This is a genomic window from Janthinobacterium sp. FW305-128 (assembly GCF_020858135.1).
In the GTDB taxonomy this organism is placed as follows: Bacteria; Pseudomonadota; Gammaproteobacteria; order Burkholderiales; family Burkholderiaceae_D; genus Janthinobacterium.
On the sequence record NZ_JACYMK010000001.1, the window covers coordinates 160,761 to 178,121 of the forward strand.

The window sequence follows — 17,361 nt, forward strand, 5'->3', positions numbered from 1 at the left end:
GCAGAGCGTGACAGTTGGAGTCAGCGCGCCTTCTTTGGTTCCAGTTGCGCGTCGGGACGGGCTTGCTGCGGCGCGGCGGGCTTGACCTTTTCCACGCCCGGCTGGGCGTGCAGGTCCGTATCGACCAGTCCCTGCTCCAGGTCGCTGGCCGCTTGCTGCATGATCTTGCGTGGGCGCACGTTCTGCGCATCGGGCGATTCGTCGCGCTCGTGCGGCAGACGGTCGATGCCGTCATTCTTGACCTTTTCATCGGTATTGATCTTGCGTTCGCTATGCTGGGTAACCATATGGCCTCCTGACAGAAGAATTGACGTGGGATCAGTGTCCTGCCGCAGCCAGGCTGCCTGCAAGCGGATTTGTCCATCCAGGGAGCGCTGGCGCACGCATGGATGATTCTTTTTCTGCGCTACACTGCGTGCAACACCAAGAACGCCCCTTGCGGGCACACGGCAGCCGCACTATACTGTGGATATATACAGTATCATGCGATGGCGGCGTGCGACGCGACAGCCTGGGGCGGCTTGCCACCGAATTCATTACCGAGATTTTTATGCCCGTCGATAACTACGCCGACCAGCGAGCCGAACAGCCAGCCGCGACCTTGCCAGCCCCGGGCGAGCGCTTCAACCTGGGCGCCAAGACCATTGCCCTGGTCGTGCGCCAGAATACGGATGGCATTGCCGAACCCGTGAAAAGTATCGTCGATTTCCTGCAAGTGCTGGGCCACACGGTGGTCTTCGAGGCGGAGACGGCCGCGCACCTGAACCTGGCGTTTCCCGGCGTGCGCGCCATGTCGCCGGCCGAGATCGGCGCCGCCGCCGATTGCGCCATCGTCATGGGCGGCGATGGCACCATGCTGGGCATTGCGCGCCAGCTGGCGCCATTCGACGTCCCCTTGATCGGTATCAATCAGGGGCGCCTGGGTTTCATGACCGATATTCCGCTTGAGCGCATGCTGCCCGTGCTGGCGCAAATTCTCGGCGGCCGCTTCAAGGCCGAGCGCCGCACTTTGCTCGAAGGCAGCGTGCTGCGCGACGGCGAGTCGATTCACGTGGGCATGGCCGTCAACGATGTCGTCGTCTCGCGCGGCGGCGGCGCCGGCATGGCCGAATTGCGCGTCGAGGTCGACGGTCACTTCATGTACAACCAGCGTTCGGATGGCTTGATCATTTCCACGCCCACGGGCTCGACCGCGTATTCGCTGTCGGCCGGCGGCCCGCTGCTGCATCCGACCCTGGGCGGCATCGTGCTCGTGCCGATCGCCCCGCATGCGCTGTCGAACCGCCCCATCGTCTTGCCCGATTCCAGCCAGATCGTCGTGGAAATCGTGCGCGGGCGCGATATCAGCGTCAATTTCGACATGCAGACCTTTGCCAGCCTGGTGCAGCAAGACCGCATCCTCATCCGCCGTTCGCCCCATACGATTACCTTCCTGCATCCGGAAGGGTGGAGCTACTACAACACCCTGCGTGAAAAACTGCACTGGAATGAGTACCCGTCGGGCGAGGGCAAGCTCAGCTAATAGTTTCTTCACCTCAACCCGCGGTGCGCCGCCTAACCACAGAAGCCATGCTCCATACACTGTCCATTCGCGATTTTGTCATTGTCGATACCATTGAACTGGAATTTTCCGCCGGCTTCAGCGTGCTGACGGGCGAGACGGGCGCCGGCAAGTCCATCCTCATCGATGCGCTGACTTTGGCGCTGGGCGGGCGCGGCGACGCCAGCGTGGTGCGCGAAGGCGCGGCCAAGGCCGACATCACGGCCGATTTTTCCGTCAGCGAAGTGGCGCAGGCCTGGCTGGTGGCGCATGAATTCGCCAACGACGATGGCGGCGCCCTGCTGCGCCGCGTGATCGACAATGCGGGCCGCTCGAAGGCGTATATCAACGGCATTCCCGCCACGGCCGCCCAGCTGCGCGAACTGGGCGACATGCTGGTCGATATCCACGGCCAGCACGCGCACCAGTCCTTGCTGAAAAGCGAAGCGCAGCGTGCCTTGCTCGACGGCCAGGCGACGGCGCGCGAAGCGGGCGCGGAGCAGGATGCGCGGCAAGTGGCGGCGCTGCACAAGCGCTGGCGCGCCCTCGTGCGCCAGCGCGAGGAATTCGAAACGAATGCCGCCAACGTGCTGTACGAGCGCGAACGCCTGGAATGGCAAGTGGGCGAACTGGAAAAGCTGGCCGCCAAGCCCGGCGAATGGACGGAGATCACGAACGAGCACAGCCGCCTGTCGCACGCGGCCAGCCTGCTGGAAGGGGCGCAGGAAGCCCTGGCGATCATTTCCGAGTCGGAAGACCATCCGATCGTGTCGCAACTGTCGGCCCTGAACCAGAAGCTGGGCAAGCTCGTGTCCGTCGATGCGGAATTGCAGCCGATCGTCGACCTGATCGAGTCGTCGCGCATCCAGCTGCAGGAATCCGTGTACGCGCTGAACAATTACCTGGACCGCGTGGAACTGGATCCGGAGCGTCTGCACCAGCTCGACGCGCGCATGGAAGCCATGCACAGCACGGCCCGCAAATTCCGCGTCACGCCAGAAGAATTGCCGGAGGAACACGCCAAGCTGTCGGAAAAGCTGCAGCACCTGGCCGACGCTTCCGATATCGAGGGCTTGCTGCGCCAGGAAGCGAAGATCGAGGCCGAGTACCGCGCCGTGGCCGAGCGATTGTCCGCCACGCGCCGCGCCGCCGCCCTGGAGCTGGGGCAAGCCGTCACGCGCGCCATGCAGGAACTGAGCATGACGGGCGGCAGCTTCGAAATCGCGCTGCACCCGTGCGATCCGGCCGCCCACGGCCTCGAGCAAGTCGAGTTTCTCGTTGCAGGCCATGCGGGCACGGCGCCACGTTCGCTGGCCAAGGTGGCCTCCGGCGGTGAACTGGCGCGTATCGCGCTGGCCATTTCCGTCATCACTTCGCACGCCACGACCACGCCGACCCTGATCTTCGACGAGGTCGACAGCGGCATCGGCGGCGCCGTCGCCGAAGTCGTAGGGCGCTTGCTGAAACGCCTGGGGCAGGGACGGCAAGTGCTGTGCGTGACCCACTTGCCGCAAGTGGCGAGCCAGGCCAATCAGCATTTCCAAGTAGCAAAAAGCACCCTGGACAACGGCAAGACGGCGTCGCGCATCGACATGCTCGACGCCAAGGCCAGGGTGGAAGAAGTGGCGCGCATGCTGGGCGGCCTGGAAATCACGGCCACCACGCGCAAGCATGCCCGCGAATTGCTGGCGATTTGAACGCAGGCCTAAATCCGGGGTCAGACCCCCGGACGCGTTAGCGCTGAGCTTGACGTTAGCGGCATTGAGGGTCTGACCCCCGATGTTGACGCAATGTAACTATAATAACTGCCTAATCCATCCAACGCCTTCGAAGAGCCTTCATGTCATTTCAAACAGAACCGCCGTACACGCATGGCAGCATCGACCGCAGCGCCGTGGTGCTGGTCAACCTGGGCACGCCCGATGCACCGACCTCGTCGGCCGTGCGGCGCTACCTGAAGCAATTTTTGTCGGACCCGCGCGTGGTGGAGATTCCCCGCCTCGTCTGGTGGTTCATCCTGAACCTGATCATCCTGCCCTTCCGCTCGGGCCAGTCGGCCAAGAAATACGCATCGATCTGGACGCGCGAGGGCTCGCCCCTGAAAGTGCACACGCAAAAGCAGGCGAAACTGCTGGCCGGCGCCCTGGCCGAACGTGGCCACGATGGTGTGACCGTGGCCATGGCCATGCGCTACGGTTCGCCTTCCTTGCCCGAGGTGCTGGCCCAGCTGAAAAGCGAAGGCTGCGAACGCATCGCCATCCTGCCGGCGTATCCGCAATATTCGGGCACGACGACGGGTTCCATCTACGACGCCGTATTCGCCCATTACGCTACCGTGCGCAATGTGCCGGAATTGCGTTTCATCAAGCAATATCACGAGCACGACACGTATATCGACGCCTTGCGCGATTCCGTGCTGAACCACTGGGAAGCGCATGGCCGTCCGGAAAAACTGGTGATGAGCTTTCATGGCGTGCCCAAGCGCACCTTGCTGCTGGGCGACCCCTACCACTGCCAATGCCTGAAAACGGCGCGATTGCTGGCAGAAAAACTGAAATTAACTAAAGAGCAATACGTGGTGACCTTCCAGTCGCGCTTCGGCAAGGCCGAATGGCTGCAGCCGTACACGGCGCCCACCCTGGTGGCGCTGGCGCAGCAGGGCGTCAAGCGCGTCGATCTGCTGTGTCCTGGCTTTACCAGCGATTGCCTGGAGACGCTGGAAGAGATCGCCATGGAAGCCAAGCATGATTTCGAGACGGCCGGCGGCCAGCACTTCCATTACATCGCCTGCCTGAACGAAACGCCGGCCTGGATCGCGGGCATGGCGGAAATTGCGGAGCAGCATATGATCGGCTGGCCGACGATGAAGACGGCGCCGCAGCGCGACGCGGACAAGAAGGCGGGCGAGCAGGCGCGCGCGGCGGCGCTGGCACTGGGCGCGGCGAATTAAAGATAATTAATTTTTTCACAATCAAAAGCCGCGCTTGCGCGGCTTTGTCATGTGTGGCGCGACAAAAGTACTATCCAGATAGCAACGCCGCCAGTGGCGATGGCCGTGGCGGGGCTGGTAGAATGCCCGCTTTGCCGGGGGAAGCCTGGAAAATCAAGGGGGCGCGCACGGCTCACTGGCCGAAATGGGTCGCCTTTTGTAATAAGCTGTAACATGAATCGCTGTAATTCTGGTTTTGCCGTGTATACCCCTTGAAACAATAGGATATAGCCCCATCTGCCCGTTAGTGTTGTAAAGATAGTTAGACTAACTCATTTAAGTCATTGATTGTAGGAGCTTTCTAGATGCAAGATCAGGAAAACCAAGCTGTACCTAATCCGCAAGCGGACGCCGCGGCGACTGCCCCATCGACTCCCGCAGAGCCTACTTTGGAAGAGCAGCTGGCGAGTACCGAAGCGCGTCTTGCAGAGATGCACGATGCCTTCATGCGCGCCAAGGCCGATGGCGAAAATATTCGCCGCCGTGCGCAGGAAGATGTTGCTAAAGCGCATAAATTCGCAGTGGAAAGCTTTGCCGAAGCCATGGTGCCGGTGAAAGACAGCCTGGAAACGGCGCTGACGGTGGAAGCACCGACCATCGAATCGCTGAAAGAAGGCGTCGAGATGACCCTGAAGCAACTGAACGCCGCGTTCGAGCGTAACCGCCTGGTGGAAGTCTTGCCAGTGCAGGGCGAAAAGCTCGATCCGATGAAACACCAGGCCGTTGCCGTGGTGCCAGCGGAGCAGGAAGCGAACACCATCGTGTCAGTCTTGCAAAAGGGCTATATGATTGCGGACCGCCTGCTGCGTCCAGCCATTGTCACGACCGCGCAAGCAAAATAATCAGAGTGCGGCATCAAGCAAGCCTTGAAACCATGCCGCTTTGCCACATATAAGAACCATCTGAAATCTAGCAAATAAAAGGAAAAAAATCATGGGTAGAATTATCGGTATCGATCTGGGAACCACGAATTCCTGCGTTTCCATCATGGAAAACGGTCAACCAAAGGTAATCGAAAACGCTGAAGGCGCACGCACGACGCCGTCGATTATTGCTTATCAAGAAGATGGCGAAATTCTCGTCGGCGCGCCAGCGAAACGCCAGGCCGTGACCAATCCGAAAAACACGCTGTACGCAGTCAAGCGTCTGATCGGTCGCAAGTTCGACGAAAAAGAAGTGCAAAAAGACATCGCGCTGATGCCGTATCAAATCATGAAAGCCGACAACGGCGATGCATGGATCGGCGTACGCGACAAAAAACTGGCGCCGCCGCAAATTTCGGCTGAAGTCCTGCGCAAGATGAAAAAAACGGCAGAAGACTACCTCGGTGAAGAAGTCACCGAAGCCGTCATCACCGTGCCTGCCTACTTCAACGACTCGCAGCGTCAAGCCACCAAGGATGCCGGCCGTATCGCTGGCCTGGACGTCAAGCGCATCATCAACGAGCCAACCGCGGCAGCGCTGGCGTTCGGCCTGGACAAGACCGAAAAAGGCGATCGTAAAATCGCCGTGTATGACCTGGGTGGCGGTACGTTCGACGTGTCGATCATCGAAATCGCAGATGTTGATGGCGAGAAACAATTTGAAGTGCTGTCGACCAACGGCGACACCTTCCTGGGCGGCGAAGACTTCGACCAGCGCGTCATCGATTACATCATCGACGAGTTCAAGAAGATCAACGGCATCGACCTGAAAAAAGATCCGATCGCCCTGCAGCGCATCAAGGCTTCGGCCGAGCGCGCGAAGATCGAATTGTCGTCGTCGCAGCAAACCGAGATCAACGAGCCGTACATCGCCATGGCGAACGGCGCACCGGTCCACTTGAACCTGAAGATGACCCGCGCCAAGCTGGAATCGCTGGTGGAAGAGCTGATCACGGCCACGATGGAACCATGCCGCACCGCCATCAAAGATGCTGGCGTGAAAGTGTCGGACATCGATGACATCATCCTGGTCGGCGGTATGACCCGTATGCCGAAGGTGCAGGAAAAAGTGAAGGAATTCTTCGGCAAGGATCCACGCAAGGACGTGAACCCGGACGAAGCCGTTGCCGTAGGTGCAGCGATTCAAGGTTCGGTCCTGTCGGGCGAACGCAAGGACTTGCTGTTGCTGGACGTCACCCCTCTGTCCCTGGGTATCGAAACCCTGGGCGGCGTGATGACCAAGATGATCCACAAAAACACGACGATTCCGACCAAGTTCAGCCAAGTGTTCTCGACGGCCGACGACAACCAGCCTGCGGTGACCATCAAGGTCTTCCAGGGTGAGCGCGAAATCGCCGCCGGCAACAAAGGTCTGGGCGAATTCAATCTGGAAGGCATCCCGCCAGCATCGCGCGGCACGCCACAGATCGAAGTGACCTTCGACATCGACGCCAACGGCATCTTGCATGTCGGCGCGAAAGACAAGGCCACCGGCAAGGAAAACAAGATCACGATCAAGGCCAATTCCGGCTTGACCGAGGCTGAAATCCAGAAGATGGTGAAAGACGCCGAGCTGAACGCGGAAGAAGACAAGAAGGTCAAAGAATTGGCCGAGTCGCGCAACCAGGCCGATGCTCTGGTACACTCGACCCGGAAATCCTTGACCGAATACGGCGACAAGCTGGACGCGGGCGAGAAAGAGAAGATCGAAGCGGCGATCACCGACCTGGAAGCAAGCATCAAGGCCGGCGACAAGGCTGAGATCGACGCCAAGGTGGAAGCACTGTCGAGCGCATCGCAGAAACTGGGCGAAAAAATGTATGCCGACATGCAAGCGCAGCAAGCTGCCGGCGGCGCGGAAGGTGCACAGCAAGCTGCTGGCGCATCGGACGCAGGCGCCAAGCAGGACGACGTTGTTGACGCTGACTTCAAGGAAGTCAAAGACAGCAAGTAATTGTCTTGCGCTCCCATGAACCGGGGGCAGCCGGGCTGAACGCTACATCGCGGGATTAGCCGCGAAGACCGGCCGAGCCGAGTCGCTGCCCAGTGCAGCACTCGACTCGGCTTTTTCGTGTAATTTTTACATCAGTAGATAGACTGCAAGGTGCCGACAACATGGCAAAGCGTGATTTTTACGAGACACTCGGTGTCGCAAAAAATGCTTCGGAAGAAGAGATCAAAAAGTCTTACCGTAAACTGGCGATGAAATACCATCCGGACCGCAATCCGGATAGCAAGGAATCGGAAGAAAAGTTTAAGGAAGTCAAAGAAGCCTACGAGATGCTGACCAATCCGGAAAAGCGCGATGCGTATGACCGTTACGGTCACGCCGGCGTGGACCCGAACATGGGCGGCGGTGGCGGCTTCGGCGGCGGTGCTGGCGGCTTTGCCGACAGCTTCGGCGATATCTTCGGCGACATCTTTGGCGGTGGCGGTGGACGCAGCCGCAATGCGGGGCCACAGGTGTACCGTGGCGCCGACTTGCGCTACAACCTGGAAATTACGCTGGAGCAAGCTGCGCACGGCTTCGACACGACGATTCGCGTGCCGAGCTGGGACAAGTGCGACACTTGTCATGGCAGCGGCGCCAAGCCGGGCACCTCGCCCACCACCTGCGGTACTTGCGGTGGTCACGGTCAGGTGCGCATGCAGCAAGGTTTCTTCAGCATCCAGCAAACCTGCCCGAAATGCCATGGCAGCGGCAAGGTCATCACCGACCCCTGCACGCCATGCGGCGGCGCCGGTCGCATCAAGCGCAACAAGACGCTGGAAGTCAAAATTCCAGTCGGTATCGACAACGGCATGCGTATCCGTTCGTCCGGCAACGGCGAACCGGGCACTAATGGCGGCCCGTCGGGCGACCTGTATGTGGAAATCCACATCAAGCCGCACGCCGTGTTCCAGCGTGAAGGCGACGACCTGCATTGCGAAATGCCGATCTCGTTCACCAAGGCAGCTTTGGGCGGCGAAATCGAAGTGCCTACCCTGAACGGCAAAGTGTCGTTCACGATCCCGGAAGGCACCCAGTCGGGCAAGACCTTCCGCCTGAAAGGCAAGGGCATCAAGGGCGTGCGCTCCGGTTACGCGGGCGACCTGTTCTGCCACGTGGCCATCGAAACACCGGTGAAACTGACGGAAAAACAGAAAGACCTGCTGCGCGACTTTGAAAAGTCGACAACCGAGGGCGGTGCCAAGCACAGTCCGCAAAGCAAGACCTGGAAAGACAAGGTCAAGGATTTTTTTGAATAAGCACACGTAACACCATGCGCCGGGATGCTGAAACATCCCGGCGTTTTTTTCATCACGACTGAACAATGTGCGCGCATCGCCGGCCTATGGGCGCGATCTGCGGCCAATTCAGTCGTACGCACACAATGGGAGCGATATGACCGAACAGAAAAATGGCCCGGCCCTGGCGGAACTGCTGCAGCGTAACCGCCGCTGGGCCGACTCGATGGTGGCGAAGGACCCGAACTTCTTCAAGAACCTGGAAGCGCAGACATCGCCCGAATACCTGTGGATCGGCTGCTCCGACAGCCGCGTGCCGGCCAACGAACTGCTGGGCATGGCGCCTGGCGACGTGTTTGTACACCGTAATATTGCCAACGTGGTCGTGCATTCCGACCTCAATTGCCTGTCCGTCCTGCAATTTGCCGTGGACGTGCTGAAAGTCAAACATATCATCATCGTCGGCCATTATGGCTGCAAGGGCGTGCATGCTGCCATGACGGGCACGCGCATCGGCCTGGTCGACAACTGGCTGCGCCACGTGCAGGACGTGGGCCAGAAGCACGAGCGCTACCTGGGCGACGTGCTGACGAGCCGCCAGCGCGGCGACCGCCTGTGCGAACTGAACGTGGTCGAGCAAGTCTTGAACGTATGCCAGACCACCGTCGTGCAAGATGCGTGGGAACGGGGCCAGGAACTCAGCGTCCATGGATGGGTCTACGGCTTGAAGGATGGCTTGCTGAACGACCTCGAAGTGACGGTCACAGCCGGCCACGAGCTGGCGCCGCGCATGGCGACCCGCCTGGCCCGCTACGAAGCAATCGCGTAAGCGGCGCTGGCGCCGCGTCTATGGCGCGGCGCCTTCCAGGCGGTCCAGATAATCGGCCGCCTCCCGCACGCCCTCCTGCGCCGCCTGGCGCAGCCAGGTTCTGGCCTGGGGAAGGTCCTGCGGCGTGCCCCGGCCTTCGGCCAGCGCCACGCCATAGTGATAGCGCGCCAGCCGCGCATAGGCGGCGTCATCGTTGGTATGGGCGCCGCGCCGCATCAGCGCCGTCGCCTGCGCCAGGTCCCTGGGCACGCCGATGCCCGTTTCATACAGCTGGGCCAGCCAAATCATCGAATACACATCGTTCCAGCGCCGGATGCAGTCTTCAAAGATGGCGACGGCCGCCGCATGGTCGCCCGTCTTGTCGGCCGCATAGCCGTATAAACACTTGATGCGCTTGTCGCTGTGCACATAGGCTTTGTAGCTGAGATCGCCTTCATCCTGGCTGTCCTGGGCGTGGACGGGAACAGCGAACAGAACGGCGAGCAGCAGGGCGTAGGTGCGCATGGTTTTCCTGGTCGATGGTTGAAGATTGGCAGACAAGCAAGTTGCGTGCTAGCTCCCTTTCCGGGCAAAGCCGGTGCCGCTGTGCCCTTGCGTGACAGCGCCTGTTGCAGCATGGCGCAACGCGCCGCGCATATCCATATAGTAAATGCTTCGTTTGCAGGGAACGCAGGCCGGCATACAGTGGACTTCCCCAGACTCTAGTCGAGTTCCCATGTCGGCCGTCCTGAAACCCGCGTTTTCTTCCAGCCAGTTCCGCATTGAAACGTTCGATGCGCCGCTCGGCGCGCAAGTGCTGGGGCTGGACCTGGCGCAGCCGCTGTCGCTGGGCGACTTCCAGCGCCTGCACCACGCCCACCTCGACCATCACGTGCTGGTGTTCCGCGACCAGCGCATCACGCCGCAGCAGCAAGTCGATTTCAGCCGCCGCTTCGGCCCCCTGCAAATCCACGTGCTGCGCCAGTTCCAGCTGCCCACGCAGCCGGAGGTGCTGATCATCTCGAACATCGTCGAAGATGGCCAGCCCATCGGCCTGGGTGACGCGGGCCATTTCTGGCATTCGGACCTGTCGTACAAGGAAGTGCCCAGCCTCGGCTCCATGCTGCACGCGCAAGAGTTGCCGGACGAGGGCGGCGATACCGTGTTTGCCAACATGCACCTGGCCTGGGAAAGCTTGCCGGCCGCGCTGCGCCACGCCGTGCGCGGCGCCCGTGCCGAACACAGCTACCTGAGCCAGTATGAGGAGTTGCGTCGCCGCAACCCGTGGCGCCCGGCGCTGACGCAGGCGCAGATCGATGAAGTCAAACCCGTGACCCACCCCGTCGTGCGCGTGCATCCGGAAACGGGACGCCGTGCCCTGTTCGTCAGCGAGCATTTCACCACGCGCATCGTCGGCTTGCCCGCCGATGAAAGCCGCGCCCTGCTCGACGAACTGTTCGCCCACAGCGTGCGCCCCGAGCACCTGTATGTGCACCGCTGGCAGCCGCACGACCTGGTGTTCTGGGACAACCGCTCGCTGATGCACCTGGCGACGGGCTGCCCGCCCGACCAGCGCCGCAAACTCTACCGCACCACCATCGAAGGCGATGCGCCGTACTGATTTTGACTGTTGATCTGACCCAAGGAGTGTCCATGTTGCCGATCTTGACCTCTTCCCGCCGCCTTCTCGCCGCCATCGCCATGCTGTGCATGGCCATGCCCATGGCCCGGGCCGAAGGCCAGATCCGCATCGCGGGCCAGCACGGCATCACCTTCTTGCTGCTCAATATTGCGCAGGAACAAAAACTGATCGAAAAGCATGGCAAGCAGCAGGGCGTCGACGTGAAAGTCGAGTGGATTACCCTGTCCGGCGGCCCGGCCATCAATGACGCTTTGTTGTCGGGCAATATCGATATCGCGGGTGCGGGCCTGGGGCCGCTGCTGACGATCTGGGACCGAACGAAAGGCCGGCAGAACGTGCGCGCCGTGGCTTCGCTCGGTAATTTCCCCTACTATTTGATCAGCAACAACCCGAAGGTAAAAACCCTGGCCGACTTGACGGACAAGGACCGCATCGCCTTGCCCGCCGTCTCCGTGTCCGTCCAGGCGAGGATATTGCAAATGGCCGTGGCGAAGCAGTGGGGCGACAAGGAATTTGCCCGCCTGGATAAAATCACGCAAACCCTGCCGCATCCGGATGCGGCCGCGGCCATCATCGCCGGCGGCACGGAATTGAGCGGCCATTTCGGCAATTCGCCGTTCCAGGAGCAGGAACTGGCGCAGAATCCGAACGCCCACATCATCCTGAATTCGTATGACGTGCAGGGCGGACCCAGCTCGTCGACCCTGCTGTATGCGACGGAAAAGTACCGCAAGGACAATCCGAAGACGTACCGCGCCTTCATCGCCGCCCTGGCTGAAGCGGCTCAGTACGCGAGCAGCAATCCGCAAGGCGCGGCCGACATCTATATCAAGGTCAATAAAAGCAAGGTGGACCGTAATCTGCTGCTGAAAATCTTTGCCAATCCGCAAGTGCAATTCAAGATCGCGCCGCAAAACACCTATGGCCTGGCGCAATTCCTGCACCGCGTGAGTGCCATCCGCAACCTGCCCGACAGCTGGCGCGATTACTTCTTTGACGACCCTGCCATCACGCAAGGAGGCTGAAATGAACGCGCCTGCTTTTCACCTCGTACGTCCTCCGCTTGCGCTGGAGCCCTTGCTCAGTGTCAAACATGTCAGCCTGGAATACCGCACGGAACAGCGCACCGTGCGCGCCACGCACGACGTCAGTTTCGACGTGTTCCGCGGCGACCGTTTCGTGCTGCTGGGGCCATCGGGATGCGGCAAGTCATCCTTGCTGAAAGCCGTGGCCGGCTTCATCGCGCCGCGCGCCGGCAGCATCGCCATGCAGGGCGTTCCTATCAGCAAGCCGGGGCCGGAGCGCGTCGTCGTGTTCCAGGAATTCGACCAGTTGCCGCCATGGAAGACCGTGCTGGAAAATGTCATGTTCCCCTTGCTGGCCAGCAAGCGGCTGGACAAGCAGGCGGTCCGCGAGCGTGCCCATCACTGGATCGCCAAGGTGGGCCTGGCCGGCTTTGAAGATGCTCATCCGCATACCTTGTCGGGCGGCATGAAGCAGCGGGTGGCCATCGCGCGCGCCCTGGCCATGCAGCCGGAAGTGCTGCTGATGGACGAGCCGTTTGCCGCGCTCGATGCCTTGACGCGGCGCAAGATGCAGGAAGAGCTGAGCCGCCTGTGGGAAGAGCTGCGCTTTACCCTCGTCTTCGTCACGCATTCGATCGAAGAAGCGCTGGTGGTGGGCAACCGCATCCTGCTGCTGTCGCCCCATCCGGGCCGGGTGCGCGCCGAACTCAACAGCCATCAGTTCGGCCTGCACAGCGCGGGCAGTACGGAATTCCAGGCTGCCAGCCGCCGCATCCACGGCTTGCTGTTCGATGAGGAAGTTGTTCCTGTTCCGCAAGCAGCTGGCGCGCAGCGGGAGGCCGTATGAGCGCGCTGCTGGAGCCGCCCATCCGCCAGGAATTCGTCTATGCGGCACCGCCGCCCGCCGGCCTCACCGTCGAGCGGCCGCTGTCGCGCTGGCAGCGCTGGAGCCAGCACGCGCTGTGGCGCAAGGCTTTCATTTTGCTCAGCCTGGCCCTGCTGTGGGAAGGGGCGGCGCGCTGGACGCACAACGATTTATTGTTGCCCGGTTTTATCCAGACGGCGCAGGCGTTTATCGGCGGCATCGCCAGCGGTGAATTGCTCACGCGCACGGCCGCGTCCCTCGTCGTGTTGCTGCAGGGCTATGCGGTGGGCGTGCTGGCCGCCTTCGTGCTGACCTTGCTGGCCGTGTCGAGCCGCATCGGGCGTGACGTGCTGGAAACCCTGACGGCCATGCTCAATCCCTTGCCGGCGATCGCCCTGCTGCCGCTGGCCCTGCTGTGGTTCGGCCTGGGACGCGCCAGTTTGATCTTCGTCATCGTCCATTCCGTGATGTGGCCGCTGGCCCTGAACACGTATGCGGGCTTCCAGGGCGTGCCCGAGACCCTGCGCATGGCGGGCCGCAACTACGGCTTGAACGGCTTGCGGCTGGTGCTGCACATCCTCGTGCCGGGCGCCTTGCCGTCCATCGTCTCGGGTTTGAAGATAGGCTGGGCGTTCGCCTGGCGCACCCTGATCGCGGCCGAGCTGGTATTCGGCACCACGTCGGGGCAGGGCGGCTTGGGCTGGTACATCTTCCAGAACCGCAACGAGCTGTACACGGACAAGGTGTTTGCGGGCCTGGCGGCCGTCATCGTCATCGGTTTAATCGTGGAAAACATCGGTTTTCGCACCTTGGAGCGCGTCACCTTGAAACGCTGGGGCATGCAGCGGTAGTGATCTCACCATACTTATTTCAGGATCTTGCGCGCCGCCGCGATGATGTGCCGCGACAGCTGCTCCATGCGCGGCGACTGCACCTTCCACGTGTGCCAGTACAGGGCCACGTCGGCCGGGGTCTTGGGCGTGAGCATTTCCACGAGCTCCCCATCCGTGTTCGCTTTCAACAGCAATTCCGGCACCATGCCGTAGCCGAGGCCGTAGCGGATGGCGTTGAAGTGCGAGGTGGCGCCCGGCACGTAATGGCAGGGGTAGGCGCCTTCGGGCAAGCCCAGCGCCTCTAGCAGGAACGACGACTGCAGGGTGTCCTTGCGCGTGTAGGCGACGACGGGCGCCGTGCGCGCCGCCTTGCGCGTCAGCCCGTGCGCAAACCACTGCTGGCGGAACGCTTGTGTGGCCACCAGCCAGTAGCGCATCACGCCCAGCGGTTCGGCCGTGCAGCCGCGCATGGGTTTGGCTTCCGTGCTGATGCAGCCGATGGCCATGCCCGTTTCCAGCAAGGTATACGTGTGGTCCTGGTCTTCCACGGTCAGGTCCAGCAACACGCGTTCGCGTATCAACACCTCGGACAGGGCGGGAAAGAACCAGGTGCCCATCGAATCCGCGTTCAGCGCCAGCACCAGGGTCAGCGGGGCATCCTGCTGCACCGCCAGTTCCGCCTGCAAGTCCGCTTCCAGCAGCTTGGCCCGCTTCAGATACTGCATCAGCCGCTGGCCCATGCGCGTGGCGCGCGCGGGACGGCTGCGCACGATCAGCGCATTGCCGAGCTGGCTTTCCAGCGCCCGCACCCGCTGCGAAATGGCCGGCGACGTCAGGTGCAGCCGCAGCGCCGCCTGTTCGAAACTGCCCGTTTCGACGACGGCGCGGAACGCTTCCGTGTGCTTGGGATTGAGATCCATGACCGCTGCCTTACATAAGAAAAATTTATCAATACTAAATAATACTTACTTTTCATAAGGATGGGTGTGTTGCAGTGCACAATGCCTCTTTGATGGAGTGCCGCGTACGCGTATGCAGCGCGGCCTCCTGGCAGCAAGGGAATCACCTCATGGAAGCACAAGCGCAAGATACAAAGCCCCGCAAGCCGTCATCGAAACTGGCGCGCAATCTGAAATTCGGCCTGGGATTGACCCTGGGCCTGGGCTTGTCCGCCGCGCTGGCGGGCGGCTGGTGGCTGCGCCAGGCATGGCAGGATTTGCCGGCCGTCGAGCACCTGGCCCAGTACAAGCCCGCGCTGCCGCTGCGTATTTTTTCCAGCGAAGGCGAGCTGCTGGCCGAGTACGGTGAAGAGCGCCGCGAGTTCCTGCCCCTGAAGGAGATCCCGCTGCGCATGCGCCAGGCCTTGCTGGCCATCGAGGATGCGCGCTTCTACGAGCATGGCGCCGTCGACTTTTACGGCTTGACGCGCGCGACCCTGGCCAACGTCGTCACGGGACACCATGCGCAGGGCGCCAGCACCATCACCATGCAGGTGGCGCGCGACTTTTTCCTGTCGCGCGAAAAGACCGTGCAGCGCAAGCTGACGGAGATGCTGCTCGCCTACAAGCTGGAACAGCACTACGGCAAGGACAAGCTGCTGGAACTGTACATGAACCAGATTTATCTGGGCGAGCGCTCCTACGGCTTTTCCGCCGCCTCGAACATCTATTTCGACAAGCCGCTGGCCGACGTCAGCATCGCCGAAGCGGCCATGCTGGCCGGCCTGCCGAAAGCGCCGTCGGCGTATAACCCCGTCGCCAATCCGCAGCGCGCCACCGTGCGCCAGCATTACATCCTGCAGCGCATGCGCGAACTCGGCTACATCACGCCGGCCGAATACGACGCGGCCGTGGCGGAAAAACTGGCCCTGAACAAGGACCGCAACAGCTCCGTGCACGCGGCCGCGTATGCGGTCGAGGAAGCGCGTCAGCTGATCGTGCAAAGTTATCCCGAAGGCGCCTACAGCATGGGCCTGGACGTGACCACCACCATCCGCATGGCGCCGCAGCGGGCGGCCGACAAGTCGCTGCGCGATGGGCTATTGAACGCGCAGGCGCGGCGCGGCTATCGCGGCCCGGAAGCGCGCCTGGCCGCCTCCGCAGACAGCGTGGCGCGCCAGCTGGCCGCCTACCCCGACAGCGGAGAGGTGCGCGCCGCCCTGGTGCGCAAGGTCGAGACGAGCGGCAAGCGCCAGCTGACGGCGCAGCTGCGCAATGGCGACGAGATCGTGCTGACGGCATCGGACGCGCGCCTGGGCGGCAAGCTGCCGCTCGACGGCAAGCGCGCCATCGTTGAAAACAGCGTCATCCGCGTGGTGCACGACGCGGCGAAAAAGCGCTGGCTCGTGAGCCAGCTGCCCGAGATGGAAGGCGCGCTCATTTCCGTCGAGGCGCACAGCGGCGAAATCGTCGCCATGGCGGGCGGCTTCGATTTCTACCGCAACCACTACAACCACGCCATGCAGGCCTACCGCCAGCCCGGTTCCAGCTTCAAGCCTTTCGTGTATTCGGCGGCGCTGGAAAAGGGCTATTTTCCCGGCACGGCCGTGGACGATACGCAGCGCCTGCTGCTGCCGCGGGAAACGGGTGCGCAGCCGTGGCGTCCGCGCAATTACGGCAACAACTATGAAGGCTTCATCAGCGTGCGGCGCGGTCTCGTGCGCTCGAAAAACCTCGTCGCCGTCAGTCTGATGCAGGCGGCCGGCCCCGGCTACGTGCAGCACTACGCCACGCGCTTCGGTTTCGAGGGCGCGCGCAATCCCGTCTCGCTGCCGCTGGCGCTGGGCGCGGGCGCCGTCACGCCGCTGCAGCTGGCGCAGTCGTATGCCGTGTTCGCCAACGGCGGCGTGCAGATGCCGCCAAAGCTGATCAAGGAAGTGCGCAGCCGCAGCGGCGCGGTGCTGTTTTCCGACGCGGCGCCGCGCGCCAAGGGCGAGCCGGCACCGGGCACGCAGGTGATCTCCACGCGCAATGCCTACGTCATGGACAGCATGCTGCGCGACGTCGTCAAGAGCGGCACGGGACGCGGCGCGCTGGCGCTGGGACGCGGCGACGCGGCCGGCAAGACGGGCACTTCGAACAATGCGTATGACGCCTGGTTCGCCGGCTATTCCTCGGGCCTGGTGTCCGTCGTCTGGCTAGGCTACGACCAGCCCAAGAGCCTGGGCAATGCCACGGGCGGCACGCTGGCGCTGCCCGTCTGGCGCGATTACATGCAGGTAGCCGTGCAGGGCAGGCGCGAACAGGTGCTGGCGGAACCGCCTGGCCTGGCCCTGCTCGACGGCGACTATGTGTATGCCGAATACCTGGCCGGCGACTGCCTGAAGGATAACTTCGCCTTTATCCACAGCAGCGTCGGCTGCGGCAGCGGCGCTGCCGATACGCGCATGGCGCACGGTGACGCTGGCGCCGGCGGCGCTGGCGGCTCCGGCACGGGCACGAGCGAGGCGCGCACCCTGAGCGAAGCGCGCGAACGCGAACAAATTCTCAAATCATTTTCGGAAGAGTAA

The 17,361-nt window shown here is 62.2% G+C and carries 15 protein-coding genes; 12 read left to right on the forward strand and 3 right to left on the reverse strand.

The features are described from left to right. Positions 1 to 20 precede the first annotated feature (20 nt). Positions 21 to 287: a hypothetical protein gene (locus IGS60_RS00745; protein ID WP_070220458.1), complete on the reverse strand. Its 267-nt coding sequence runs from the start codon at positions 285 to 287 to the stop codon at positions 21 to 23. A 263-nt stretch (positions 288 to 550) separates the two neighbouring features. Between IGS60_RS00745 and IGS60_RS00750 the strand changes: the two genes are divergently transcribed. The 7 genes from IGS60_RS00750 to can all read left to right on the forward strand — a co-directional run bounded on the left by IGS60_RS00750 (position 551) and on the right by can (position 9,509). Then, positions 551 to 1,522 (forward strand): NAD kinase, encoded by a 972-nt coding sequence (locus tag IGS60_RS00750; RefSeq protein ID WP_227742053.1) that lies wholly within the window; start codon positions 551 to 553, stop codon positions 1,520 to 1,522. A gap of 47 nt (positions 1,523 to 1,569) precedes the next feature. Then, the gene (recN, locus tag IGS60_RS00755; RefSeq protein WP_070290876.1) at positions 1,570 to 3,237 is read left to right on the forward strand and encodes a DNA repair protein RecN; all 1,668 of its coding nucleotides are present in this window, start codon (positions 1,570 to 1,572) and stop codon (positions 3,235 to 3,237) included. Positions 3,238 to 3,380: 143 nt separating this feature from the next. Then, positions 3,381 to 4,490 (forward strand): ferrochelatase, encoded by a 1,110-nt coding sequence (hemH, locus tag IGS60_RS00760; protein WP_070220454.1) that lies wholly within the window; start codon positions 3,381 to 3,383, stop codon positions 4,488 to 4,490. A 344-nt stretch (positions 4,491 to 4,834) separates the two neighbouring features. Next, entirely contained in the window at positions 4,835 to 5,371 is a 537-nt protein-coding gene (grpE, locus tag IGS60_RS00765) for a nucleotide exchange factor GrpE (protein WP_034788734.1), read from the forward strand. A gap of 91 nt (positions 5,372 to 5,462) precedes the next feature. Then, the gene (gene dnaK / locus IGS60_RS00770) at positions 5,463 to 7,406 is read left to right on the forward strand and encodes a molecular chaperone DnaK (protein WP_070290878.1); all 1,944 of its coding nucleotides are present in this window, start codon (positions 5,463 to 5,465) and stop codon (positions 7,404 to 7,406) included. A 161-nt stretch (positions 7,407 to 7,567) separates the two neighbouring features. After that, positions 7,568 to 8,701 (forward strand): molecular chaperone DnaJ, encoded by a 1,134-nt coding sequence (dnaJ, locus tag IGS60_RS00775; RefSeq protein ID WP_034745985.1) that lies wholly within the window; start codon positions 7,568 to 7,570, stop codon positions 8,699 to 8,701. A 136-nt stretch (positions 8,702 to 8,837) separates the two neighbouring features. Further along, complete coding sequence (can, locus tag IGS60_RS00780; protein ID WP_034788731.1) at positions 8,838 to 9,509, forward strand: carbonate dehydratase; 672 nt, start codon at positions 8,838 to 8,840, stop codon at positions 9,507 to 9,509. 18 nt (positions 9,510 to 9,527) lie between these two features. On the opposite strand, the gene IGS60_RS00785 is transcribed toward can, so the two are convergent. Beyond that, positions 9,528 to 10,013 carry a tetratricopeptide repeat protein gene (locus tag IGS60_RS00785; RefSeq protein WP_230501797.1) on the reverse strand — a complete coding sequence of 162 codons (486 nt, stop codon included), beginning with the start codon at positions 10,011 to 10,013 and terminating at the stop codon, positions 9,528 to 9,530. A 211-nt stretch (positions 10,014 to 10,224) separates the two neighbouring features. Here IGS60_RS00785 and IGS60_RS00790 point away from each other — a divergent pair, with 211 nt between their 5' ends. From IGS60_RS00790 to IGS60_RS00805, 4 genes are all read left to right on the forward strand, one after another. Next, positions 10,225 to 11,109, forward strand: a complete 885-nt coding sequence (locus tag IGS60_RS00790) for a TauD/TfdA family dioxygenase (protein ID WP_230501799.1) — start codon at positions 10,225 to 10,227, stop codon at positions 11,107 to 11,109. 80 nt (positions 11,110 to 11,189) lie between these two features. Then, positions 11,190 to 12,155 carry an ABC transporter substrate-binding protein gene (locus IGS60_RS00795; protein ID WP_230502658.1) on the forward strand — a complete coding sequence of 322 codons (966 nt, stop codon included), beginning with the start codon at positions 11,190 to 11,192 and terminating at the stop codon, positions 12,153 to 12,155. A gap of 1 nt (position 12,156) precedes the next feature. Further along, positions 12,157 to 13,002 carry an ABC transporter ATP-binding protein gene (locus tag IGS60_RS00800; protein WP_230501801.1) on the forward strand — a complete coding sequence of 282 codons (846 nt, stop codon included), beginning with the start codon at positions 12,157 to 12,159 and terminating at the stop codon, positions 13,000 to 13,002. Continuing rightward, positions 12,999 to 13,871: an ABC transporter permease gene (locus tag IGS60_RS00805; RefSeq protein ID WP_230501803.1), complete on the forward strand. Its 873-nt coding sequence runs from the start codon at positions 12,999 to 13,001 to the stop codon at positions 13,869 to 13,871. The genes IGS60_RS00800 and IGS60_RS00805 overlap by 4 nt, the downstream gene beginning before the upstream one ends. A gap of 14 nt (positions 13,872 to 13,885) precedes the next feature. Here the strand turns inward: IGS60_RS00805 and IGS60_RS00810 are convergent, their stop codons facing one another. Next, a complete protein-coding gene (locus IGS60_RS00810) occupies positions 13,886 to 14,773 on the reverse strand; it encodes an HTH-type transcriptional regulator ArgP (protein ID WP_070311701.1) in 888 nt (295 codons plus the stop codon). Positions 14,774 to 14,922: 149 nt separating this feature from the next. On the opposite strand from IGS60_RS00810, the gene IGS60_RS00815 reads away from it, so the two are divergent. Continuing rightward, complete coding sequence (locus IGS60_RS00815) at positions 14,923 to 17,361, forward strand: penicillin-binding protein 1A (protein ID WP_230501805.1); 2,439 nt, start codon at positions 14,923 to 14,925, stop codon at positions 17,359 to 17,361.

Bases quoted from the DNA above. Each gene is read 5' to 3' on its own strand.
- IGS60_RS00745 (WP_070220458.1), bottom strand. From the start codon at position 287: ATGGTTACCCAGCATAGCGAACGCAAGATCAATACCGATGAAAAGGTC.
- IGS60_RS00750 (WP_227742053.1), top strand. From the start codon at position 551: ATGCCCGTCGATAACTACGCCGACCAGCGAGCCGAACAGCCAGCCGCG.
- recN (WP_070290876.1), top strand. From the start codon at position 1,570: ATGCTCCATACACTGTCCATTCGCGATTTTGTCATTGTCGATACCATT.
- hemH (WP_070220454.1), top strand. From the start codon at position 3,381: ATGTCATTTCAAACAGAACCGCCGTACACGCATGGCAGCATCGACCGC.
- grpE (WP_034788734.1), top strand. From the start codon at position 4,835: ATGCAAGATCAGGAAAACCAAGCTGTACCTAATCCGCAAGCGGACGCC.
- dnaK (WP_070290878.1), top strand. From the start codon at position 5,463: ATGGGTAGAATTATCGGTATCGATCTGGGAACCACGAATTCCTGCGTT.
- dnaJ (WP_034745985.1), top strand. From the start codon at position 7,568: ATGGCAAAGCGTGATTTTTACGAGACACTCGGTGTCGCAAAAAATGCT.
- can (WP_034788731.1), top strand. From the start codon at position 8,838: ATGACCGAACAGAAAAATGGCCCGGCCCTGGCGGAACTGCTGCAGCGT.
- IGS60_RS00785 (WP_230501797.1), bottom strand. From the start codon at position 10,013: ATGCGCACCTACGCCCTGCTGCTCGCCGTTCTGTTCGCTGTTCCCGTC.
- IGS60_RS00790 (WP_230501799.1), top strand. From the start codon at position 10,225: ATGTCGGCCGTCCTGAAACCCGCGTTTTCTTCCAGCCAGTTCCGCATT.
- IGS60_RS00795 (WP_230502658.1), top strand. From the start codon at position 11,190: ATGCTGTGCATGGCCATGCCCATGGCCCGGGCCGAAGGCCAGATCCGC.
- IGS60_RS00800 (WP_230501801.1), top strand. From the start codon at position 12,157: ATGAACGCGCCTGCTTTTCACCTCGTACGTCCTCCGCTTGCGCTGGAG.
- IGS60_RS00805 (WP_230501803.1), top strand. From the start codon at position 12,999: ATGAGCGCGCTGCTGGAGCCGCCCATCCGCCAGGAATTCGTCTATGCG.
- IGS60_RS00810 (WP_070311701.1), bottom strand. From the start codon at position 14,773: ATGGATCTCAATCCCAAGCACACGGAAGCGTTCCGCGCCGTCGTCGAA.
- IGS60_RS00815 (WP_230501805.1), top strand. From the start codon at position 14,923: ATGGAAGCACAAGCGCAAGATACAAAGCCCCGCAAGCCGTCATCGAAA.